Origin of the sequence: Roseovarius sp. MS2, from assembly GCF_051447875.1 — a bacterium.
Taxonomy (GTDB): domain Bacteria; phylum Pseudomonadota; class Alphaproteobacteria; order Rhodobacterales; family Rhodobacteraceae; genus Roseovarius; species Roseovarius mucosus_A.
The window spans coordinates 1,191,588-1,208,261 of the sequence record NZ_JBKHVF010000001.1 but is presented as its reverse complement, the minus strand read 5'-3'; the positions used below and the strand labels follow the sequence as shown (position 1 = coordinate 1,208,261).

The window sequence follows — 16,674 nt, the reverse complement described above, 5'->3', positions numbered from 1 at the left end:
TGGGTCGAGTCCCAGCGGTTTATGCTCAAATTGCGGGCAGGTCCGCAAGGGTCAGGCTGCGGGCAGGCGCGCGATGATGGGTAGTTTCTGCCATGCGCCCCCCGGCCCCGCCTGCATTGGCTCGGCCAAGAGCTTCAGTTGGGCCATTGTTTCACCCATATCATAGCCGTGGCCCATGGAGTGCCCAAGTGCGACCCGCCAACCGGGACGCGGATTAAGGCCGGGGCGCGTTGGGCCAAGCCCTGCCTTCATGTGATGCGCGATGTCCCAGTCCAGCACTTCGCCCGCATGGCGGGTAACGACCCAGCAATGCATGTCATGGGTAACGCCCCCCTTTTCCGCTGGAAAGAAGTAGCCATAAACGTAACCCGCCTGATAGCCCGCCGCGCGCAGGCTGGCCACGAGATAGGTGTTGATATCCACACAAGAGCCGGGCGTCGTGCCACAAGAGAGATAGGGCACCGCATCGGTGCCATCATTGAACCGCGCGTCGGGATGGGCGTAGATGAAACGTGCCTCCGCTTCGGCCACCAACGCGTCGATGCCCGCGCGCGCCCCACCCGCCTTGGCGGCAAGGGCGCGGCTGGCCTCGGCCAGATCATCGGCGGCGCGGGTATAGCGGGTGATGCGCGGCACATAGACCGCCTCGGGATAGTCTATGCCCTTGGGCGCGGGGGCGATGCGATGCGTAAGCGTGAGGCTCTCGCCCGTCGATTCGATCCAGAGCGCAGCAAGGCCCAACTCGGCCTCTAACACCACGTCGATGATCTGCCCGCCGGTCACGCTTGCCCGCGTGACTGTCTCTTGCGGGCTGCACATCCCCGCCGGGGCCAGCAGGCGCGTGCCGGGTTTCAGGCCGCTCACCTCAATATGCAACTGTCTCATGCCATGTTCCAAAGCTGAAAAAGCAGGCCAGCGGCAAAGGCCCCCGAGAGCGACAGCGCGATATACAGCGCAAAGACCCGTGGCTTGACCAAGGCCCAGACTGCGATTGCGGCCGGCAAGGAGGTGACGCCCCCAGCCACGAGAAAGGCCAGACCAGCACCGGGGGCCATGCCCTGGCCGATCAAGCCGCCGACCAATGGCAGGGCGGCGTAACCATTCAGATAGGCAGGCACGCCCACCAGAGTGCCCAGCAGGATCGGCCCGATGCCAGTGCCCCCAAGCGCCTGCGTGATGGTCTCTGCCGGGATAAGGGCGAGCATCAGGCTTTCTAGAATAAACGCCAGAGTAAGCCATTTCAGCAGAAATAGGGTCACATTCCGTGCCTCACGGCCAAACTTGGCCCGGCGCTCTGGCTCGGACCAAAAGCGCCAGACCACCGGCTTGGGCGCGCGCAGTTTGCTGCCACCACAGCCTCCGTTGCCGATACCGTCGCGCAACGGATCGCTCAGCCCCCCGGCACGGCCCATCAGATGCACAACCCAGCCCCCCATCAGACCCAAACCCACGGCAGCAAGTGTCTTGGCAATCGCGAATTCCAAACCCAAGACCCCGGTCGTGAGGATAAACATCGAGGGGTCCATCACCGGCGAGGCCAGCCAAAAGGCCATCACCGCCGACAGCGGCACCCCCATCGCCAAAAGGGCGGCGATAAGAGGTATCACCCCGCAAGAGCAAAAGGGCGAGAGGCCGCCCGCGAGGGCTGCAAGCAGGATCATCAAGGCCGGAGCGCCGGTAAAGGCGCGCGCGATCATATTGTCTGCGCCTGTCGCCGTGGCCCACGCCGCGATGCCGATGGACAGCAATAGAAACGGTGCAGTGCTGAGGAGGGCGTAGCTGGTAAACAAAAGCGTGGCACGCGCCTGCGTCGCGTCGAAAACTGCAAGCACGATCAGGATCATGGCTGACACCATCCAGATGCGGTGATCCTTCCATAGGCGCCGCAGCAGGGCGGTGGCGCGCGGTTGAGGCAGGCTTGAGTCTGTCATGTCCATATCCCTAGAAATATCGTTTAATTAAGCCCAGAAAAGGGCGTTCAGGCAGCTGTTTCTGTCTCTGTTTTGGCCAGTTTCACCCCTGTGCAGCATTCCGAGGTCAGGAAATCCAAGGTCCGGCGCATAGCGGCGTAATCCACGCGGTTGATCACCGTGCGCCCCTGTCTCTCTTGCACCACCAACCCGGCATCGACCAATGCCGAAAGATGATGTGCAAGTGTCGAGGGCGCCTGATCCAGGTGCTGGCCGATGTCGCCCACGTTCAACCCGTCGTCGCCCGCCCGCACCAACAGACGAAAGATCGCAAGGCGCGTGTCATGGCCAAGGGCAGCAAGGGCGCGGGCGGTGGGGCTTGTGATACTCATGGGGCAAATATAACGATAAATCTAGTTATGTCAATCTATCTCATTCCGCTTGTGCTGCCATGGTCGCCACCCCATCGCCCATACGCCGCACCCGCAGATCAATGCCGCCTTCATGCTGACGGGCCTCAATCGCCACGGGCAGGTTGCAGATGAGCGGCGTCAGCCCGCGATAAGAGAACCGCGCAGGCAGATGGCCTAGAATATGCGTGGCCAGATTCATCATCCAGACCGCCTGCATCGGACCATGCACCACCAGCCCCTCATATCCCTCAACCCCGGTCGCGTAGGGGTGATCATAATGGATGCGGTGACCGTTGAAGGTAAGCGACGAGAACCGGAAAAGCAGGGTCGAATTCGGCGTGATCTGCCATGCGGTTGCATCGGGCCACTCTTCAGCAGCCTCTGGCGTCTTGGCTTGTCCCGGCTTGGGGTCTTCGCGATACACGATGTCCTGCCGTTCGGTCAGACGCGCCACTCCGCCCACGCTATAAAGATGCCGTTGCGTGACAAAGCCCAGCTTGCCGCTGCGCCCCTCCTTGAAGGTTACATCGTCAATCGTCGTTTCCCGCGTGACCAGATCACCGGGCGCAAAGGGCGCGTGAAATTCGATCTCTCCCCCCGCCCACATGCGGCGCGGCAAGGGTAAGGCAGGCAGGAACAGCCCTGTCTTGGGGTGGCAATCACGCCCCAGTTGGTCGGGCGTTACCGTATCGGGAACCAGACACCAATGCAGCCCAACGGGCATTTCCGCCTCGGCCAATGTGCCGGCCAGCGTGGCGCGGTATTCGCGCACCAAGCGTTCTGAAATCGGCTCTGACCGGCTATAGCTGCGCCCGATCCAATCCGCGTAGTCGTTCATTCGCTTCCCCTATTGCCCGCGTCCCGGCCCATAAGACTTTGGCAGGCCCAGCACCTGTTCGGCAATATGGCACAGGATCAGATTGGTCGAAATCGGCGCAATCTGATACAGCCGCGCTTCGCGGAACTTGCGCTCAACATCATATTCCTCGGCAAAGGCAAAACCGCCATGAGTCTGCATGCAGGCCTCTGCCGCCTCCCAACTCGCCTCAGAGGCCAAGAGCTTGGCGGTGTTCGCCTCGACGCCGGGATTGTGGCCTGCGTCATACATTGCCGCCGCGCGATACACGATCGCCTCAGCGGCCATCATGTGCGCCTGCGCGCGCGCCAGCGGAAATTGCACCCCTTGGTTGACCCCGATGGGCGCGCCAAAGACAACGCGCTCGCGGGCATAATCCGACCCGGTCCTGAGGAACCATTTGGCATCGCCGATACATTCGGCGGCAATCAGAATGCGCTCGGAATTCATCCCTGACAGGATATAGCGAAATCCTTTGCCCTCGTCGCCAATCAGGCAGTCCGCCGGAATACGCAGGTTGTCAAAAAAGACCTCGGTTGTGGCATGGTTGATCATGGTTCGGATGGGGCGGATGTCTATGCCGTGCCCCACTTTGCCGCGCAGGTCGATCAGGAATACCGACAGACCGTCAGTTTTCGATGTCGCCTCTTCGCGCGGGGTGGTGCGGGCCAAGAGAACCATCAAATCAGAGTGTTCGACCCGCGAAGTCCAGATTTTCTGGCCGTTGATTACATAGGCATCGCCATCCCGACGCGCGGTGGTTTTCAGCGCCAATGTATCGGTGCCACTGGTCGGTTCCGTCACCCCAAAGGCCTGAAGCCGCAAAGATCCATCGGCGATGCCGGGCAGGTAGGCCGCCTTTTGCGCCTCGGACCCGTGGCGCAGAACGTTGCCCATCGTATACATCTGCGCGTGACAGGCGGCAGCGTTGCAGCCAGAGCGGTGGATTTCCTCAAGAATGACGGCGGCAGCGGTCAGGTTGAGCCCCGATCCGCCGTATTGCTCGGGGATCATCGCGGCCAGATACCCCTCGCGGATCAGCGCATCGACGAAATCCTTGGGATAGGCGCGGCGCGCGTCCAGATCGCGCCAATAGGCACCGGGAAATTCGGCGCAGACGCGGGCCACACCTGCGCGGATGTCGGCGTAATCTGCGGTTGGATCAAAGGATGTCATGTCAGCCCCTCACACTACTTGGCCCCTAGGTGACAGGTTTTCGATCCCTGCGGAAATATCAATGCCCGCTTGCCGCCATTGGGCGCGCCTATAGCCGCAGCTCACCTTGCCAGATGCCCCGCCGCACCAGATCGCGCAGCACGTCCAGTGTGATCGCCTCAACCGCACGGCTGGCGCGGCTGGTGGGAAAGGCGGGGTTTGAAACAAGATAGACGGGCCGCACCATATCGGGATCTGTGATGGGCGCGCCCACAAGCTCGCCGCGCGCCACCGCGTCATGGACCGCTGAGGGCGAAAAGATCGCGTGTCCCGATCCGCGCGCCACCAGTTCCTTGATCTGCGTCATCGCGTCCATCTCGATGGGCACGTTGAGGCGCAGGCCAAGCGGAGTGGCATAGCTCTCGATTGTTTTGCGCAGGCCATGTGCTGCCTCCGGCAGGATCATGTCGAGCGGTTCCAGGGCGCGCAGGGGCACGGCTGTGCCGGGGGGTGTTTCAAACGGCCAGTTGTCCGGGGCGGAATAGACATGCAGGCGCTCATCCAGAACATGGGTGATGCGGAAATGATCCGCGTCCTGAAGATCATAGATCAGCCCCATATCGACCGTTCCATCGGCCACCCATGCCTTGATATACCCGCTCATCGCCTCGACCACGCGCAGACGGATATCGGGCAGTTCCACCCGCACGGTCTCGGCCAGAGGCACGGACAAGACCATAGACACTGACGGCGGCAGTCCAAACCCCACCTTGCCACGTGGCGCGCCCGAGGCATCGCGCATCTCATCCTCGCACCGTGCCATCGCGGCGCTGATCTCGCGGGCATGGCGCAAAAGCACCTGACCTTCGGCAGTCAGAATCGAGCCGCGCGGCCACCGGTCGATCAAACGCACGCCCAGTTCGGTTTCCATCCGCGCCACATGCTGCGAGAGTGAGGGCTGCGCCACACCCAACCGATGCGCCGCCGCCGACAGCGAGGGTGCCTCGGCGATGGCGATGAAATAACGAAGTTGGCGAATATCCATAAGAGAAAGCTCTACCAAGCCGCCCTACCAAGGGGCAAGGCTATGGCACCCCATAGTCGGGCGCTATACCCGTTCAATTACACGGGTATTTCCCAGACCCGGTGCAATAGGGCATGTTCCTGCCAAACCGCACCTAAAAGAGAAGAGGCCCCGATGCGCACAGACCTAGCCGGACTATTGGTTGTTTCCGTCGAACAGGCCGTCGCCGCCCCCTATGCCTCTGGTCGTTTGGCAGAGGCTGGGGCGCGCGTGATCAAGGTCGAGCGGCCCGAAGGTGATTTCGCGCGCGGCTATGATGCGCTGGTTCATGGCGAGAGCGCCTATTTCGTCTGGCTCAACCGGGGCAAGGAATCACTCTGTCTCGACCTGAGACAAGAGGCAGACCGCGCGCTGATGGAGCGCATGCTGGCGCGGGCGGATATCTTCATTCAGAACCTTGCACCGGGGGCGATTGACCGACTGGGATTTGCCCCCGACCGACTGCGTGCCGATTACCCGCGTCTTATCACCGTCTCGATTTCAGGCTATGGCGAAGACGGCCCGCTCGCAGACCTAAAGGCGTATGACCTTTTGGTGCAGGCCGAAACCGGCCTCTCGTCGATCACCGGCAATGAGCATGGCCCGGCACGCACCGGCGTTTCGGTTTGTGACATTGCGGCGGGAATGACCGCCTATCAGGCCATTCTAGAGGCACTGATCGGGCGCGCGACAACCGGCGTGGGGCGGCATATCGCGGTGTCGCTCTTTCATGCGTTGGGCGACTGGATGAATGTGCCCTATCTGCAATATGCCTATGGCGGCAAGGTGCCGCCGCGTGCGGGCCTCAACCATCCCACCATCGCGCCCTATGGCGTGTATCAGGGCCGCGATGGCAAGGCGGTGCTGATTTCAATCCAGAACGAGCGCGAATGGGCGGTGTTCTGCGAGGCGATATTGGGCGATGCCGCGCTGGCCCGTGATCCGAGGTTTGACAGCAATTCAGCCCGTGTTGCCAATCGGGCAGCGTTGGATGCGATCCTGCGGCCTGTCTTTGCGGCGCTCCCTCGCGATGCCATGGCAGACCGCCTGCGTGCCGCGCGTATCGCCTATGGCCGCGTCAGTGAGATGGAGGATCTCGTCACCCATCCGCAAAATCGTCACGTCACCGTCGAGACCCCCTCTGGCCCGGTGCAGATGCTGGCCCCCGGCGCGCAGATGGATGGGTGTGATGCCACTCTGGGTGCCGTGCCCGCCCTTGGCGCGCATACCGATACCTTGCGCCAAGAGTTTGGCGATGACTGAGGCGCTGGATACATCCGCGCGCCTTTTGACGATCCTTGCCGACATCGGCGCGCGTGATGTGCTCGACATCGGCTGTGGCCACGGGGCATTGGCGCGCACCCTGCGGCGCGCAGGCTATACTGTGACCGGAATAGACCCCGCGCCCGAGGCAGTGGCCGCCGCGCGCATGGCTGTGCCCGAGGGGCGCTTTGTGCAAGGCGGGGCCGAGGCATTGCCCTTTGCGACGGCATCCTTTGACGCCTGTATCTTCCTCAATTCGCTGCATCACGTGCCCGAACCGCTGATGCAGGCCGCGTTGCGCGAGGCCTTGCGCATGCTGCGCCCCGGTGGCGAATTGATGATTGTCGAGCCCGTGGCAGAGGGTGCGTTTTTCGAGGTGATGCGCCCGGTTGAGGACGAGACAGAGATACGGCACGCGGCGATTCGGGCAATAGACGCGCTGTTGGCGGCTCGCGTGGCCATCGGCCCTGCGCCCGTCACCTATGAACGGCCGACACCGATAGCCGATCTAGAGGCTTTTATCGCCTCCCTTGCCCGTGTCGATCCTGCACGCCGCGCGCTGGCCGAGGCGCAGCGTGAAACACTCGGACGGCTTTTTGCGGCACATGTCAGCGTCGGGCCAAAGGGCCCAGGGTTGATCCAACCGCTACGACTCTGGCGGTTGCGCGCCGCAAAACCCTAAGGGCCTGTCGCGTTAGGGGCTGGCATCTTATGTTTTTTTGTGCTTTTTTTCCCGCAGAGGGGAGAAATCGCACGTGTTCAGCTTTGGCGACATCATGGCAGAGGCGCTGGCGCTGATCCTCAATTGGGATCGAAACCTAAGCGAGATTGTCGTTCTATCGTTGCGCGTGACGCTGACTGCGGTTCTTTTGTCCTGTCTTATCGGGCTCCCGCTTGGGGCATTGGTGGGCGCGTTCCGCTTTCCGGGGCGCGCGGTTGTCACGGTGGTGCTCAATGCGTTGATGGGCCTGCCGCCGGTGGTGGTAGGGCTGTTCGTCTATCTCATGCTGTCGGCCTCTGGGCCCTTTGGTCCGCTTCAATTGCTCTACACGCCTGCGGCGATGATCATCGCGCAGACCATTTTGGTAACGCCCATCGTTGCCGCGCTCACCAAACAGGTGGTCGAAGATCTGCATGGCGAATATGCAGAGCAATTCGCCTCGATGGGCCTGCGCGCCTATCAGCGGGTCACAGCGCTTTTGTGGGATGCGCGCTATAGCTTGATGACCGTGGCATTGGCGGGTTTTGGCCGCGCCGTGGCCGAGGTTGGCGCGGTGCTGATCGTGGGCGGCAACATCAATCACGTGACCCGTGTGATGACCACCACCATCGCGCTTGAGACATCCAAGGGCAATCTGGAACTGGCGCTGGCGCTGGGCGTGTTGCTGCTAGTGATAGCCTTGCTGGTGAATGCGGTGGTCATGGCGCTTCGGGCCTCTGCGGTGCGTGCGGCCTATGCGTGACACGGTGATGGATATGAACCCGGCCAAAGTTGCCACGCAAGATAGTCTGCTCGCGGCGCGCGATCTGTGCTTTCACGCGGGTGGCAAGCGTTTGATTGACAAGGTGTCAGTGGCAATTCCCGAAGGTCGGCGCACGCTTGTCATGGGGGCCAATGGCGCAGGCAAGAGCCTGCTATTGCGCCTTTTGCATGGGCTTTTGCCCGCCACGTCCGGGCAGATTCTATGGCAGGGTGCGGACCCTGATGATCGGGCGCGGCGCACGCAGGCGATGGTCTTTCAGCGCCCCGTAATGCTGCGCCGCTCCGTGCTGGCCAACCTAAATTTCGCCCTTTCGGTGCATGGTGTCCGTGGGGCAGAGCGCGCAGAGCAAGCGGCGCGTGCCCTTGATATGGCAGGGCTGAACGATCTGGCGCGGCATCCAGCGCGGGTGCTGTCGGGCGGCGAGCAACAGCGTCTTGCCTTGGCACGGGCGTTGATCTGTCAACCGCGTCTTCTGTTTCTAGATGAGCCCACCAGCAGCCTCGATCCCGCATCAACCCAGAGAATCGAGGATCTGATCAACGCCGCCCATGGGCGCGGTGTGACCATCGTCATGATCACACATGACATGGGCCAAGCGCGGCGCATGGGCGACGAGGTGCTTTTCCTGCATGCCGGCCAAGTGGCTGAAAGCGGCCCGATTGACCAAGTTCTTGGCCACCCCAAGTCTGAGGCCGCGCGCGCTTGGACCCAAGGTCGGCTCTACACAAGTTCAACCTTTTGAAATCCAAACGAAACGGGAGTTTTTCATGCTCAGACGTCACCTCTTTTCGCTTGCCGCCGGTGCGGCGGTTGCTTTGGGCCTTTCTGGCAATGTACAGGCGCAGGATCAGTTCATCGTGGTGCAATCCACCACCTCCACCCAGAATTCTGGGCTATTCGATCACCTTCTGCCGATTTTTCAGGACAAAACCGGCATCGAGGTGCGTGTCGTGGCCGTAGGCACCGGGCAGGCCATAAATAATGCGATGAATGGCGACGGCGACGTGCTCTTTGTCCATGCCAAGGCTTCTGAAGAGAAATTCGTGGCCGAAGGCCATGGGCTACAACGCTCGGACGTGATGTATAACGATTTCATCCTTGTTGGCCCCTCTGCCGATCCGGCGGGTATCGCCGGGACCAAGGATATTGCGGCGGCTTTGACCAAGATCGCAGAGGTCGGTGCCCCCTTTGCGTCGCGTGGGGATGATAGCGGCACCCACAAGGCGGAATTGAAGCTCTGGAAAGAGGCGGGCGTTGATGCTGCTGCCGCGTCCGGCGGGTGGTATCGTGAAACTGGGTCCGGCATGGGCGCCACGCTGAATACTGGCACGGCCATGGGCGCGTATGTGCTGACCGACCGTGCCACGTGGATTTCCTTTGGCAACAAGGGTGAGTATCAAATTGCAGTCGAGGGTGATAATCGCCTCTTCAACCAATATGGCATCATCCTTGTGAACCCGGAAAAGCATGCGAATGTTAAGGCCGAAGCCGGGCAGATGTTCATTGATTGGATTCTGTCGACCGAGGGGCAGCAGGCCATAGCTGATTACAAGATTGACGGTCAGCAATTGTTCTTCCCGAACGCAGAAGGCTAAGCCAAGGCTGAACAGAGCTTTGAAATGGGCGGGGTTTTCACTAACCCCGCCCAAAAATTTACGCCGTAATCGAACAGCACGGCCTCAGGCGGAAATCCAGCGCACCGTCCCAAGCCCGTCCAGATCATAGCCGCCAAGCGCCTCGGCCTTGGCGATCATCGTCTCAGACCGCATGAAGGCAACAAGGCGTTGCACCGGTTCAGTAAAATAGGCGCGGCGGTCGATGAGCAGGTCAAAGCGCTCTTGCACCAAGGGGCGGAACACCAGCCGAAATTGCCGCGCCATGGATTCGATCCCAAGGGTGGCCTCGGCCTCGCCTGCGGCCACAGCGGCGGCGGCATCGCTTTCGGTATGGGCCGGGCTTGTCGGTGTCAGGATATCCCCCTGTGACAGCCCCGCCTCGGCCATCATCCTGTCAAAGAGCGCGGTCGTGCCGGCACCCTCTTGCCGCAGGATCACGCGCCGCCCGCGTAGATCACCAAACCCCTGCACCATATCTGCAACAGCAGGGGTCAGGATCAGGCCGCGCGCACGCGCTGCCCAGCCGATCAGCACGGCGTCGCGCAGCCCGCGTGCCTCGAGCGCTGGAATATTCCAATCGGCATCGCCCGGAATATGCAGCCCCGCCAAAACGGCACGCCCCTCGGCAAAGACCTCCAGCCCATCACAGCTTCCGTTCCACAGCGTTGCCAAACCCGCGCCGCTTTCGCGCAGGGCCCAATCCAGCAGCGGATCGTGAGAGCCGGTCACAAGCGCGGGGCGCTCAGAGGGCAGGGTGACGCCCGTTCCCTCGATCCAGCACATCAACTCGTTATGGGGAAACAAGAGCTTGCCGGTGATCTTGCGATGCGGGATCTCGCCGGTGGCGACCATGTCGTAAACCTTACGCTCCTTCACCCGAAGCAGGTCTGCGACCTCTTTCGTTGTCAGGTAGGCAGGAAGTTCACTGTCCATGGGCTTTGACGATCACGCAAAAGGAGGATTGATGCTGCGTTCCTACCGCATCTCTGCGCGGAAATCAGCATGAAACGCAGCCTTGTTTTGACTTGTATTTTGAGGCGTGCCAGATCATCATATTCACAAATGCGAATAAATGAGGGAGAGGGAAGCCATGCGATTCAACCGACGTCAAGTTCTGGCGGCTATGGGGGCCAGCACGCTTGTCGGCCTGCCGCGCCCCAGCTTTGCCGCGATAGAGCTGACCTTGGGCGATGCCAAGATCACCACACTCAGCGATGGCAATCTTGTGCTGCCCATGGAGTTTTTGTTGGGCAACCTGCCCGCTGCCGATGCCGCCCCTGTTCTGGCGCAGTACGGCATCACCGGCGACACGGTCGAGCCGCCCTGCAATCTGACACTGTTACAGGATGGCACGAACACAGTGCTGTTTGATGCTGGGTCCGGGTCTGGTTTCATGCCCACAGCGGGCAAAATTCTAGATGCGCTTGGCGCCATTGGGCTTGGTGCCGATGATATCACCCATGTTCTGTTTACCCATGCGCACCCCGATCACCTCTGGGGCGTGTTGGATGATTTCGACGATCCGGTGTTTGCCAATGCCAGCTATATGATCGGGCAGGCGGAATGGGATTACTGGACCGATCCCGCCACGGTTGACAGCATCGGCGCAGAGCGTGCCAGCTTCGCCGTGGGCGCGGCACGGCGGCTTGCGGCCATCGAGGATCAGATCGAATTCATCAGCGGCGGGCAAGAGGTGCTGCCGGGTATCCTCGCGCATGATACACCCGGTCACACGCCCGGCCATATCGCGTTTGAGGTTCGTCACGGCACCGAGGCGGCGCTGGTGGTGGGCGATGCCATCGGCAACGGGCATCTAGCCTTTGCGCGCCCCGATTGGGCCAGCGGATCGGATCAGGATGCCGAGACCGGGATTGCCACGCGCCTGCGGCTCTTGGATCAATTGGCGACCGATCAGATGGCGATGGTCGGCTTTCACCTGCCCGAGGGCGGGCTGGGCCGGGTAGAGCGCGATGGCGATGCCTATCGTTTCGTCACGGAGGTGTAAGATGTTGCGCGCGATGCTATCCGCTCTTCTGCTTTGGTCTGGCAGTGCTGCACTGGCGAGTGAGGATATTGCTGACCAATATCCTGCGTCGCTGCTCTATTCCAAGCCTTTCGAAGTGATCCCGCATGTCTGGTCTGCCATCGGTGCCACCGCGCCGCCCACCTATGACAATGCCGGACATAACAACAACCTCAGCTTTATCGTGACTGGCGATGGGGTGGTGGTGATCAACGGTGGCGCGTCCTATGGATTGGCCAAGGCGCTGCACGCAGAGATCAAGGCGATCACCGATCAGCCGGTCAAGCTGGTGTTCAACGAGAATGGCCAAGGCCACGCCATGCTGGGCAATTCCTATTGGGCCGAACAGGGCGTGCCGATTGTGGCGCATGTGGATGCGGCGGCCGAGTTCGAGAACCACGGCGGCGGTGATCTGGACGCGGCGCAGCGCGTGACCAAAGAGCGCGCCGAAAGCACCAGCGTGGTGCTGCCGACCGAAACCTTCACTGATGAGTATACTGTCGAGATGGGCGATTTCCGGATCGAGGCGCGCTATCTTGGCCCCGCTCACAGCCCCGGAGACATTGTCATCTGGCTGCCCGACCAAGGCCTTGTGATTTCCGGCGACATGGCGTTTCACGAACGGATGCTGCCAATCTTTGCCGATACGATCACGGCGGATTGGCTGGAAACTTGGGATGCTGAATTCGAGCCGCTGGGTGCCACCTATGTGATCCCCGGTCATGGCCACCCGACCAACATGGATCAGGTACGCCGCTACACCAAAGGCTACTTGGAACATCTGCGCGCCCAAATCCGCGCGCATATCGACGCCGGCGGTGACTTGGCCGGGGCCTATTACGTCGACCAATCCGCCTATACCCACCTTGATACGTTCGAAGAACTGGCCACCAAGAATGCGGGCCGGGTCTATGAACAGATGGAATGGGAATAGAGCGGGATTGCAAAAGGCCCCCACGGTCGATGTGGGGGCCTTATTGGGTCAGTCCTTGACGAACATCTTGCGCGGGCGGTTGCAGAAGGTTTCCGCCGGGCCGCTTTCCTTGATCAGGATCGACTCGGTGATTTCCAAACCCCAGTCCGACATCCAGAGACCGGGCATGAAATGGAATGTCATTCCCGGTTCCAGCACGGTTTCATCCTCGGAGCGCAGCGAAATCGTGCGTTCGCCCCAGTCGGGCGGATAGCTCAGACCGATGGGATAGCCACAGCGCGCGCCGCGTTCGATGCCCGCACGCTCCAGCGGGGCGGCCAACGCGTTGGCGATGTCACAGGCGCGGTTGCCTGCCTTTGCGGCCTCTAGCCCCGCTTCCAGCCCCTCGACCAGCGCCTTTTCCGCATCAAGCAGGAATTGCGGCGGCTTGCCCAGAAACAGCGTGCGGCAGAACGGCGTGTGATAGCGGCGGTAACAGCCGGAAATTTCAAAGAAGGTCGCTTCCCCCGTCGCAAACTCGCGCCCGTTCCATGTCAGATGCGGCGCTGCGGCATCCGAACCTGACGGCAAAAGCGGCACGATTGCGGGATAGTCGCCCCACGCGCCCTCTACCCCTCGGATGGCATCACGGAAAATCTCGGCCACGATTTCGTTCTTGGGAATGCCCGGCTCGACCCGTTCCATCAACCCGTCGGTGATCTTCTCCGAAATCAGCGCGGCCTTGCGCATAAAGCCAAGCTCTTCCTCGGATTTCACCGTGCGCTGCCAGTTGACCAGCGCGGTGGCGTCAAGGAATGTTGCCTCGGGCAGTTCCTCGCGCAGGGTCTGCATCGCCTTGGCCGAGAAATAGTAGTTGTCCATTTCCACGCCGATGCGTTTATCGGCAAGGCCCATACCCTTAAGTCGCTCTGCCAGATCCTGCATCGGGTGGCGTTCGGTCGACTGCACGTAATTGTCGGCATAGCCGATCACGCGATCGTCCGTCATCCAGACCGTGCGCACACCGCCATTGGCATCCTGATTGCGGCCCCACCAGATTGGATCGGCCTCGGGAAAGACCAAAACGCCCTGATGCACATAGAACGACCAGCCATCATAGCCGGTCAGCCAATGCTGATTTGAAGGGTCGGTCACAAAGAGCGCGTCAAGGTCAAGGCGGGCCATGGCAGTGCGGGTCTTGTCCAACCGGCGCTGGTATTCCTGAGCCGAGAAGGGCAGGTCTTTTTCAATCATGTCGGGGGTCCGTCGTTGAAATATCCCCGCCATACTTGTGGCTTTGGAACAGGCCTGCCCCAAGAAAAACGCCCCGTTTTGTCGTTTTCAGACCATCCTGCGCCGCAGAGTTGACGCTAGGCTCGCTCCAGCGCACTCTGCCCGCACCCTAAACAAGGAAGACCCTCATGCGCCCTGTTCTGGCCGATGTCTATGCTGCGGCACAGGTGATTTCTGGGGTCGCTGACCGCACGCCTCTCGTTCCCTCGCCCTACATGAGCGCGGTAACAGGCGAGGACTTCTTGCTCAAGCTCGAGAATATGCAACCCATCGGTGCCTTCAAGCTGCGCGGCGCGCTCAACGCGGTGGCCGGGGCGCAGGATGCGGCGGGCGTCACCTGTTGCTCGACCGGGAATCACGGGCGCGGCGTGGCCTATGCCGCGCGGGCACGCGGATTGCGGGCGGTGATCTGTATGTCGGACCTGGTGCCGCAGGCCAAGGTGGAGGGCATCCGCGCGCTGGGCGCAGAGGTCAGGATCATCGGGCGCTCTCAGGACGCGGCACAGACCGAGGTGGAACGGCTGGTTGCCGAGGACGGGTTAACCGAGATTTCGCCCTTTGATGATCCGCTGGTCATTGCCGGGCAGGGGACCATCGGATTGGAAATCATGGCGGCGCGCCCGGATACCCAGACGCTGCTCGTGCCGTTGTCGGGCGGGGGGCTGGCGGCGGGGGTGGCGCTGGCCGCCAAGACGATCAAGCCGTCCCTGCGCGTGATCGGGATCAGCATGGACCGAGGTGCCGCGATGTATGAAAGCATCCGCGCCGGGCATCCTGTCGAGGTCGAAGAAGTGCCAAGCCTTGCCGATAGTCTGGGCGGTGGCGTTGGGATGCAGAACCGTCTCAGCTATGCCATGTGCCGCGATCTTTTGGACGATGTGATCCTTGTGACCGAAGAAGAGATTTATCATGCCATGCAGGTGCTCTATTACGAGGATCGGATCGTGGCAGAGGGGGCCTGCGTCGTGGGTCTTGCGGCGGTGCTGAGTGGCAAACTTGCGCCCCAAGGGCCAACCGCCACCATCATCACGGGCCGTAACCTTGATATGGCGCTCTTTACTAAGGTGATGACCGGGCAAACCGTGATTTTAGGCGACAAGGTGATTGAAGGTCGGAAATATGGCACATGATATAAGGATCGTGACAGAGACAGAATTGCGCCGCGCGATCACGCTCGACCTTGAGACGGTCAAGGTGATCGAGCAGGCCTTTGCCGCGCTGTCGGATGGCGGGGTGGTCATGCCGCCGGTGATGTCGATGGATTTGGCTGCCGTGCATGGCGAGGTGGATGTGAAAACCGCCTATATCCCCGGCTTTGACGGTTTCGCGATCAAGGTCAGCCCCGGTTTCTTTGACAATCCCAAATTGGGCCTGCCCAGCCTGAACGGTCTGATGATCCTCTTTTCCGCCAAGACCGGTCTGGTCGAGGCGGTGTTTCTCGACAATGGCTATCTGACTGATCTGCGCACGGCGGCGGCTGGCGCGGTGGCGGCGCAGCATCTGGCCCCCAAGGTGGTGCAGACGGCGGGCATTATCGGCACCGGCGTTCAGGCGCGGCTTCAGGCGCGAGCGGCGCGGCTGGTGCGCCCCTATGACCGTCTGCTGATCTGGGGGCGCGATGCCGACCGCGCGCGCACCTGCGCGGCCGATCTGGCCGATCTCGAATGTGATATTCATGTGGTGGACACCCCCGCAGATCTGGTGATGGCCAGCCAGTTGGTGATCTCCACAACCCCGGCAAAGACGCCCGTAATCGAGGCGAAATGGCTGCATCCTGAACTGCACATCACGGCCATGGGATCCGATCAGGCCGGCAAGAACGAGATTGATCCGCAGGCGCTGGTCCGGGCCGATCTCTATGTTGCCGACCGCGCCGCGCAGGTGGAACAGTTGGGTGAATTGCGCAGCGCGATCGAGGCCGGGATATGGACCAAGGGCGCGCCAGCCGAATTGGGCGACGTAATCCAGGGCCGCGCGCGTGGGCGCAAGAACGATGCCGAAATCACCATTTGCGATCTGACCGGCACCGGCGTTCAGGATACGGCGATTGCCACCCATGTGATGGCGCGGCTTGCGGGGCGTGACGTGGGTACGGTCATCGCTGCATGAAACTTGACGCACGCGATCTCGATATCCTGAGGGTGCTGGCCGAGGAAGGCCGCATCACCAAGGCCGATTTGGCCGCGCGTGTGGGCCTGTCTGCCAGCCCCTGCTGGGAGCGGCTCAAGCGGCTGGAGGAGGCGGGGCTGATCGAGGGCTATCATGCGCGCATCAACCTCAAGAAGCTGGGCTCGCATGTGACCGTCTTTGTCGCGGTGGAGCTTGCGGATCACACCCCCGCCAGTTTCCGCGCCTTTGAGGACAGTATGCACCGTTATGAAGAGGTGACGGCCTGTTGGGCGTTGGGCGGCGGATTTGACTATCTGATGCAGATCGTCACCCGGGACATCGACAGCTATCAACGACTGATTGATCAGATGCTAGAGGCGCGGATCGGATTGGCGCGCTATTTCACCTATATCGTGACCAAGCCCGTCAAATCCCCGCGCCTGCCACCGTTTGAGATCTTCTTTGAATGAAACATCCGTATTTCTGCGGCCTTGCAGAAGAATAATCTGCAAACTCCAAAAACTTTAGCGTCACCCTCTGCGTGAACCAGACATTCTCTGGCGCAAAGGGAGTGCC

18 protein-coding genes are annotated in these 16,674 nt (G+C 61.4%); 10 read left to right on the top strand and 8 right to left on the bottom strand.

The genetic code is table 11. The features are described 5' to 3' along the window. Positions 1 to 51 precede the first annotated feature (51 nt). The 6 genes from ACLGGT_RS06015 to ACLGGT_RS05990 form a co-directional block, all read right to left on the bottom strand. Positions 52 to 885: a transglutaminase domain-containing protein gene (locus tag ACLGGT_RS06015; protein ID WP_437195298.1), complete on the bottom strand. Its 834-nt coding sequence runs from the start codon at positions 883 to 885 to the stop codon at positions 52 to 54. Next, positions 882 to 1,931, bottom strand: a complete 1,050-nt coding sequence (locus ACLGGT_RS06010; RefSeq protein ID WP_437195296.1) for a permease — start codon at positions 1,929 to 1,931, stop codon at positions 882 to 884. Before ACLGGT_RS06010 ends, ACLGGT_RS06015 begins: the two co-directional genes overlap by 4 nt. A 47-nt stretch (positions 1,932 to 1,978) precedes the next feature. Continuing rightward, complete coding sequence (locus tag ACLGGT_RS06005; RefSeq protein WP_008282615.1) at positions 1,979 to 2,302, bottom strand: ArsR/SmtB family transcription factor; 324 nt, start codon at positions 2,300 to 2,302, stop codon at positions 1,979 to 1,981. A gap of 40 nt (positions 2,303 to 2,342) precedes the next feature. Continuing rightward, positions 2,343 to 3,161 (bottom strand): FAS1-like dehydratase domain-containing protein, encoded by an 819-nt coding sequence (locus tag ACLGGT_RS06000; RefSeq protein WP_437195295.1) that lies wholly within the window; start codon positions 3,159 to 3,161, stop codon positions 2,343 to 2,345. Between the two features lie 9 nt (positions 3,162 to 3,170). After that, positions 3,171 to 4,355, bottom strand: coding sequence for an acyl-CoA dehydrogenase family protein (locus ACLGGT_RS05995; RefSeq protein ID WP_437195294.1), 1,185 nt, complete (start codon positions 4,353 to 4,355; stop codon positions 3,171 to 3,173). 88 nt (positions 4,356 to 4,443) lie between these two features. After that, positions 4,444 to 5,379, bottom strand: coding sequence for a LysR family transcriptional regulator (locus ACLGGT_RS05990; RefSeq protein ID WP_437195292.1), 936 nt, complete (start codon positions 5,377 to 5,379; stop codon positions 4,444 to 4,446). 153 nt (positions 5,380 to 5,532) lie between these two features. Between ACLGGT_RS05990 and ACLGGT_RS05985 the strand changes: the two genes are divergently transcribed. The 5 genes from ACLGGT_RS05985 to ACLGGT_RS05965 all read left to right on the top strand — a co-directional run bounded on the left by ACLGGT_RS05985 (position 5,533) and on the right by ACLGGT_RS05965 (position 9,739). Then, positions 5,533 to 6,660, top strand: coding sequence for a CaiB/BaiF CoA transferase family protein (locus tag ACLGGT_RS05985; RefSeq protein WP_437195291.1), 1,128 nt, complete (start codon positions 5,533 to 5,535; stop codon positions 6,658 to 6,660). Beyond that, complete coding sequence (locus ACLGGT_RS05980) at positions 6,653 to 7,342, top strand: class I SAM-dependent methyltransferase (RefSeq protein ID WP_437195289.1); 690 nt, start codon at positions 6,653 to 6,655, stop codon at positions 7,340 to 7,342. The genes ACLGGT_RS05985 and ACLGGT_RS05980 overlap by 8 nt, the downstream gene beginning before the upstream one ends. A 73-nt stretch (positions 7,343 to 7,415) precedes the next feature. Beyond that, positions 7,416 to 8,123: an ABC transporter permease gene (locus ACLGGT_RS05975; protein ID WP_008282608.1), complete on the top strand. Its 708-nt coding sequence runs from the start codon at positions 7,416 to 7,418 to the stop codon at positions 8,121 to 8,123. A 13-nt stretch (positions 8,124 to 8,136) separates the two neighbouring features. Further along, complete coding sequence (locus ACLGGT_RS05970; RefSeq protein ID WP_437195288.1) at positions 8,137 to 8,886, top strand: ATP-binding cassette domain-containing protein; 750 nt, start codon at positions 8,137 to 8,139, stop codon at positions 8,884 to 8,886. 25 nt (positions 8,887 to 8,911) lie between these two features. Beyond that, complete coding sequence (locus ACLGGT_RS05965; protein ID WP_437195286.1) at positions 8,912 to 9,739, top strand: substrate-binding domain-containing protein; 828 nt, start codon at positions 8,912 to 8,914, stop codon at positions 9,737 to 9,739. Positions 9,740 to 9,823: 84 nt separating this feature from the next. Here ACLGGT_RS05965 and ACLGGT_RS05960 read toward each other — a convergent pair whose 3' ends face one another. Then, on the bottom strand, positions 9,824 to 10,693 hold the full coding sequence (locus ACLGGT_RS05960) for a substrate-binding domain-containing protein (protein WP_437195285.1): 870 nt from the start codon (positions 10,691 to 10,693) through the stop codon (positions 9,824 to 9,826). 157 nt (positions 10,694 to 10,850) lie between these two features. Between ACLGGT_RS05960 and ACLGGT_RS05955 the strand changes: the two genes are divergently transcribed. Both ACLGGT_RS05955 and ACLGGT_RS05950 read left to right on the top strand, forming a co-directional pair. Then, a complete protein-coding gene (locus ACLGGT_RS05955; RefSeq protein ID WP_437195284.1) occupies positions 10,851 to 11,765 on the top strand; it encodes an MBL fold metallo-hydrolase in 915 nt (304 codons plus the stop codon). Between the two features lies 1 nt (position 11,766). After that, a complete protein-coding gene (locus tag ACLGGT_RS05950) occupies positions 11,767 to 12,717 on the top strand; it encodes an MBL fold metallo-hydrolase (RefSeq protein ID WP_437195283.1) in 951 nt (316 codons plus the stop codon). Between the two features lie 48 nt (positions 12,718 to 12,765). Here the strand turns inward: ACLGGT_RS05950 and doeA are convergent, their stop codons facing one another. Next, a complete protein-coding gene (doeA, locus tag ACLGGT_RS05945; RefSeq protein WP_008282601.1) occupies positions 12,766 to 13,950 on the bottom strand; it encodes an ectoine hydrolase DoeA in 1,185 nt (394 codons plus the stop codon). Positions 13,951 to 14,117: 167 nt separating this feature from the next. On the opposite strand from doeA, the gene eutB reads away from it, so the two are divergent. Genes eutB through ACLGGT_RS05930 form a run of 3 tightly spaced genes read left to right on the top strand, consistent with a single transcriptional unit; the run spans position 14,118 to position 16,568 of the window. Beyond that, on the top strand, positions 14,118 to 15,119 hold the full coding sequence (gene eutB / locus ACLGGT_RS05940) for a hydroxyectoine utilization dehydratase EutB (protein WP_437195280.1): 1,002 nt from the start codon (positions 14,118 to 14,120) through the stop codon (positions 15,117 to 15,119). Next, entirely contained in the window at positions 15,109 to 16,098 is a 990-nt protein-coding gene (locus ACLGGT_RS05935; RefSeq protein ID WP_437195279.1) for a cyclodeaminase, read from the top strand. Before eutB ends, ACLGGT_RS05935 begins: the two co-directional genes overlap by 11 nt. After that, a complete protein-coding gene (locus tag ACLGGT_RS05930) occupies positions 16,095 to 16,568 on the top strand; it encodes an Lrp/AsnC family transcriptional regulator (RefSeq protein WP_437195278.1) in 474 nt (157 codons plus the stop codon). The genes ACLGGT_RS05935 and ACLGGT_RS05930 overlap by 4 nt, the downstream gene beginning before the upstream one ends. Positions 16,569 to 16,674: the final 106 nt, after the last annotated feature.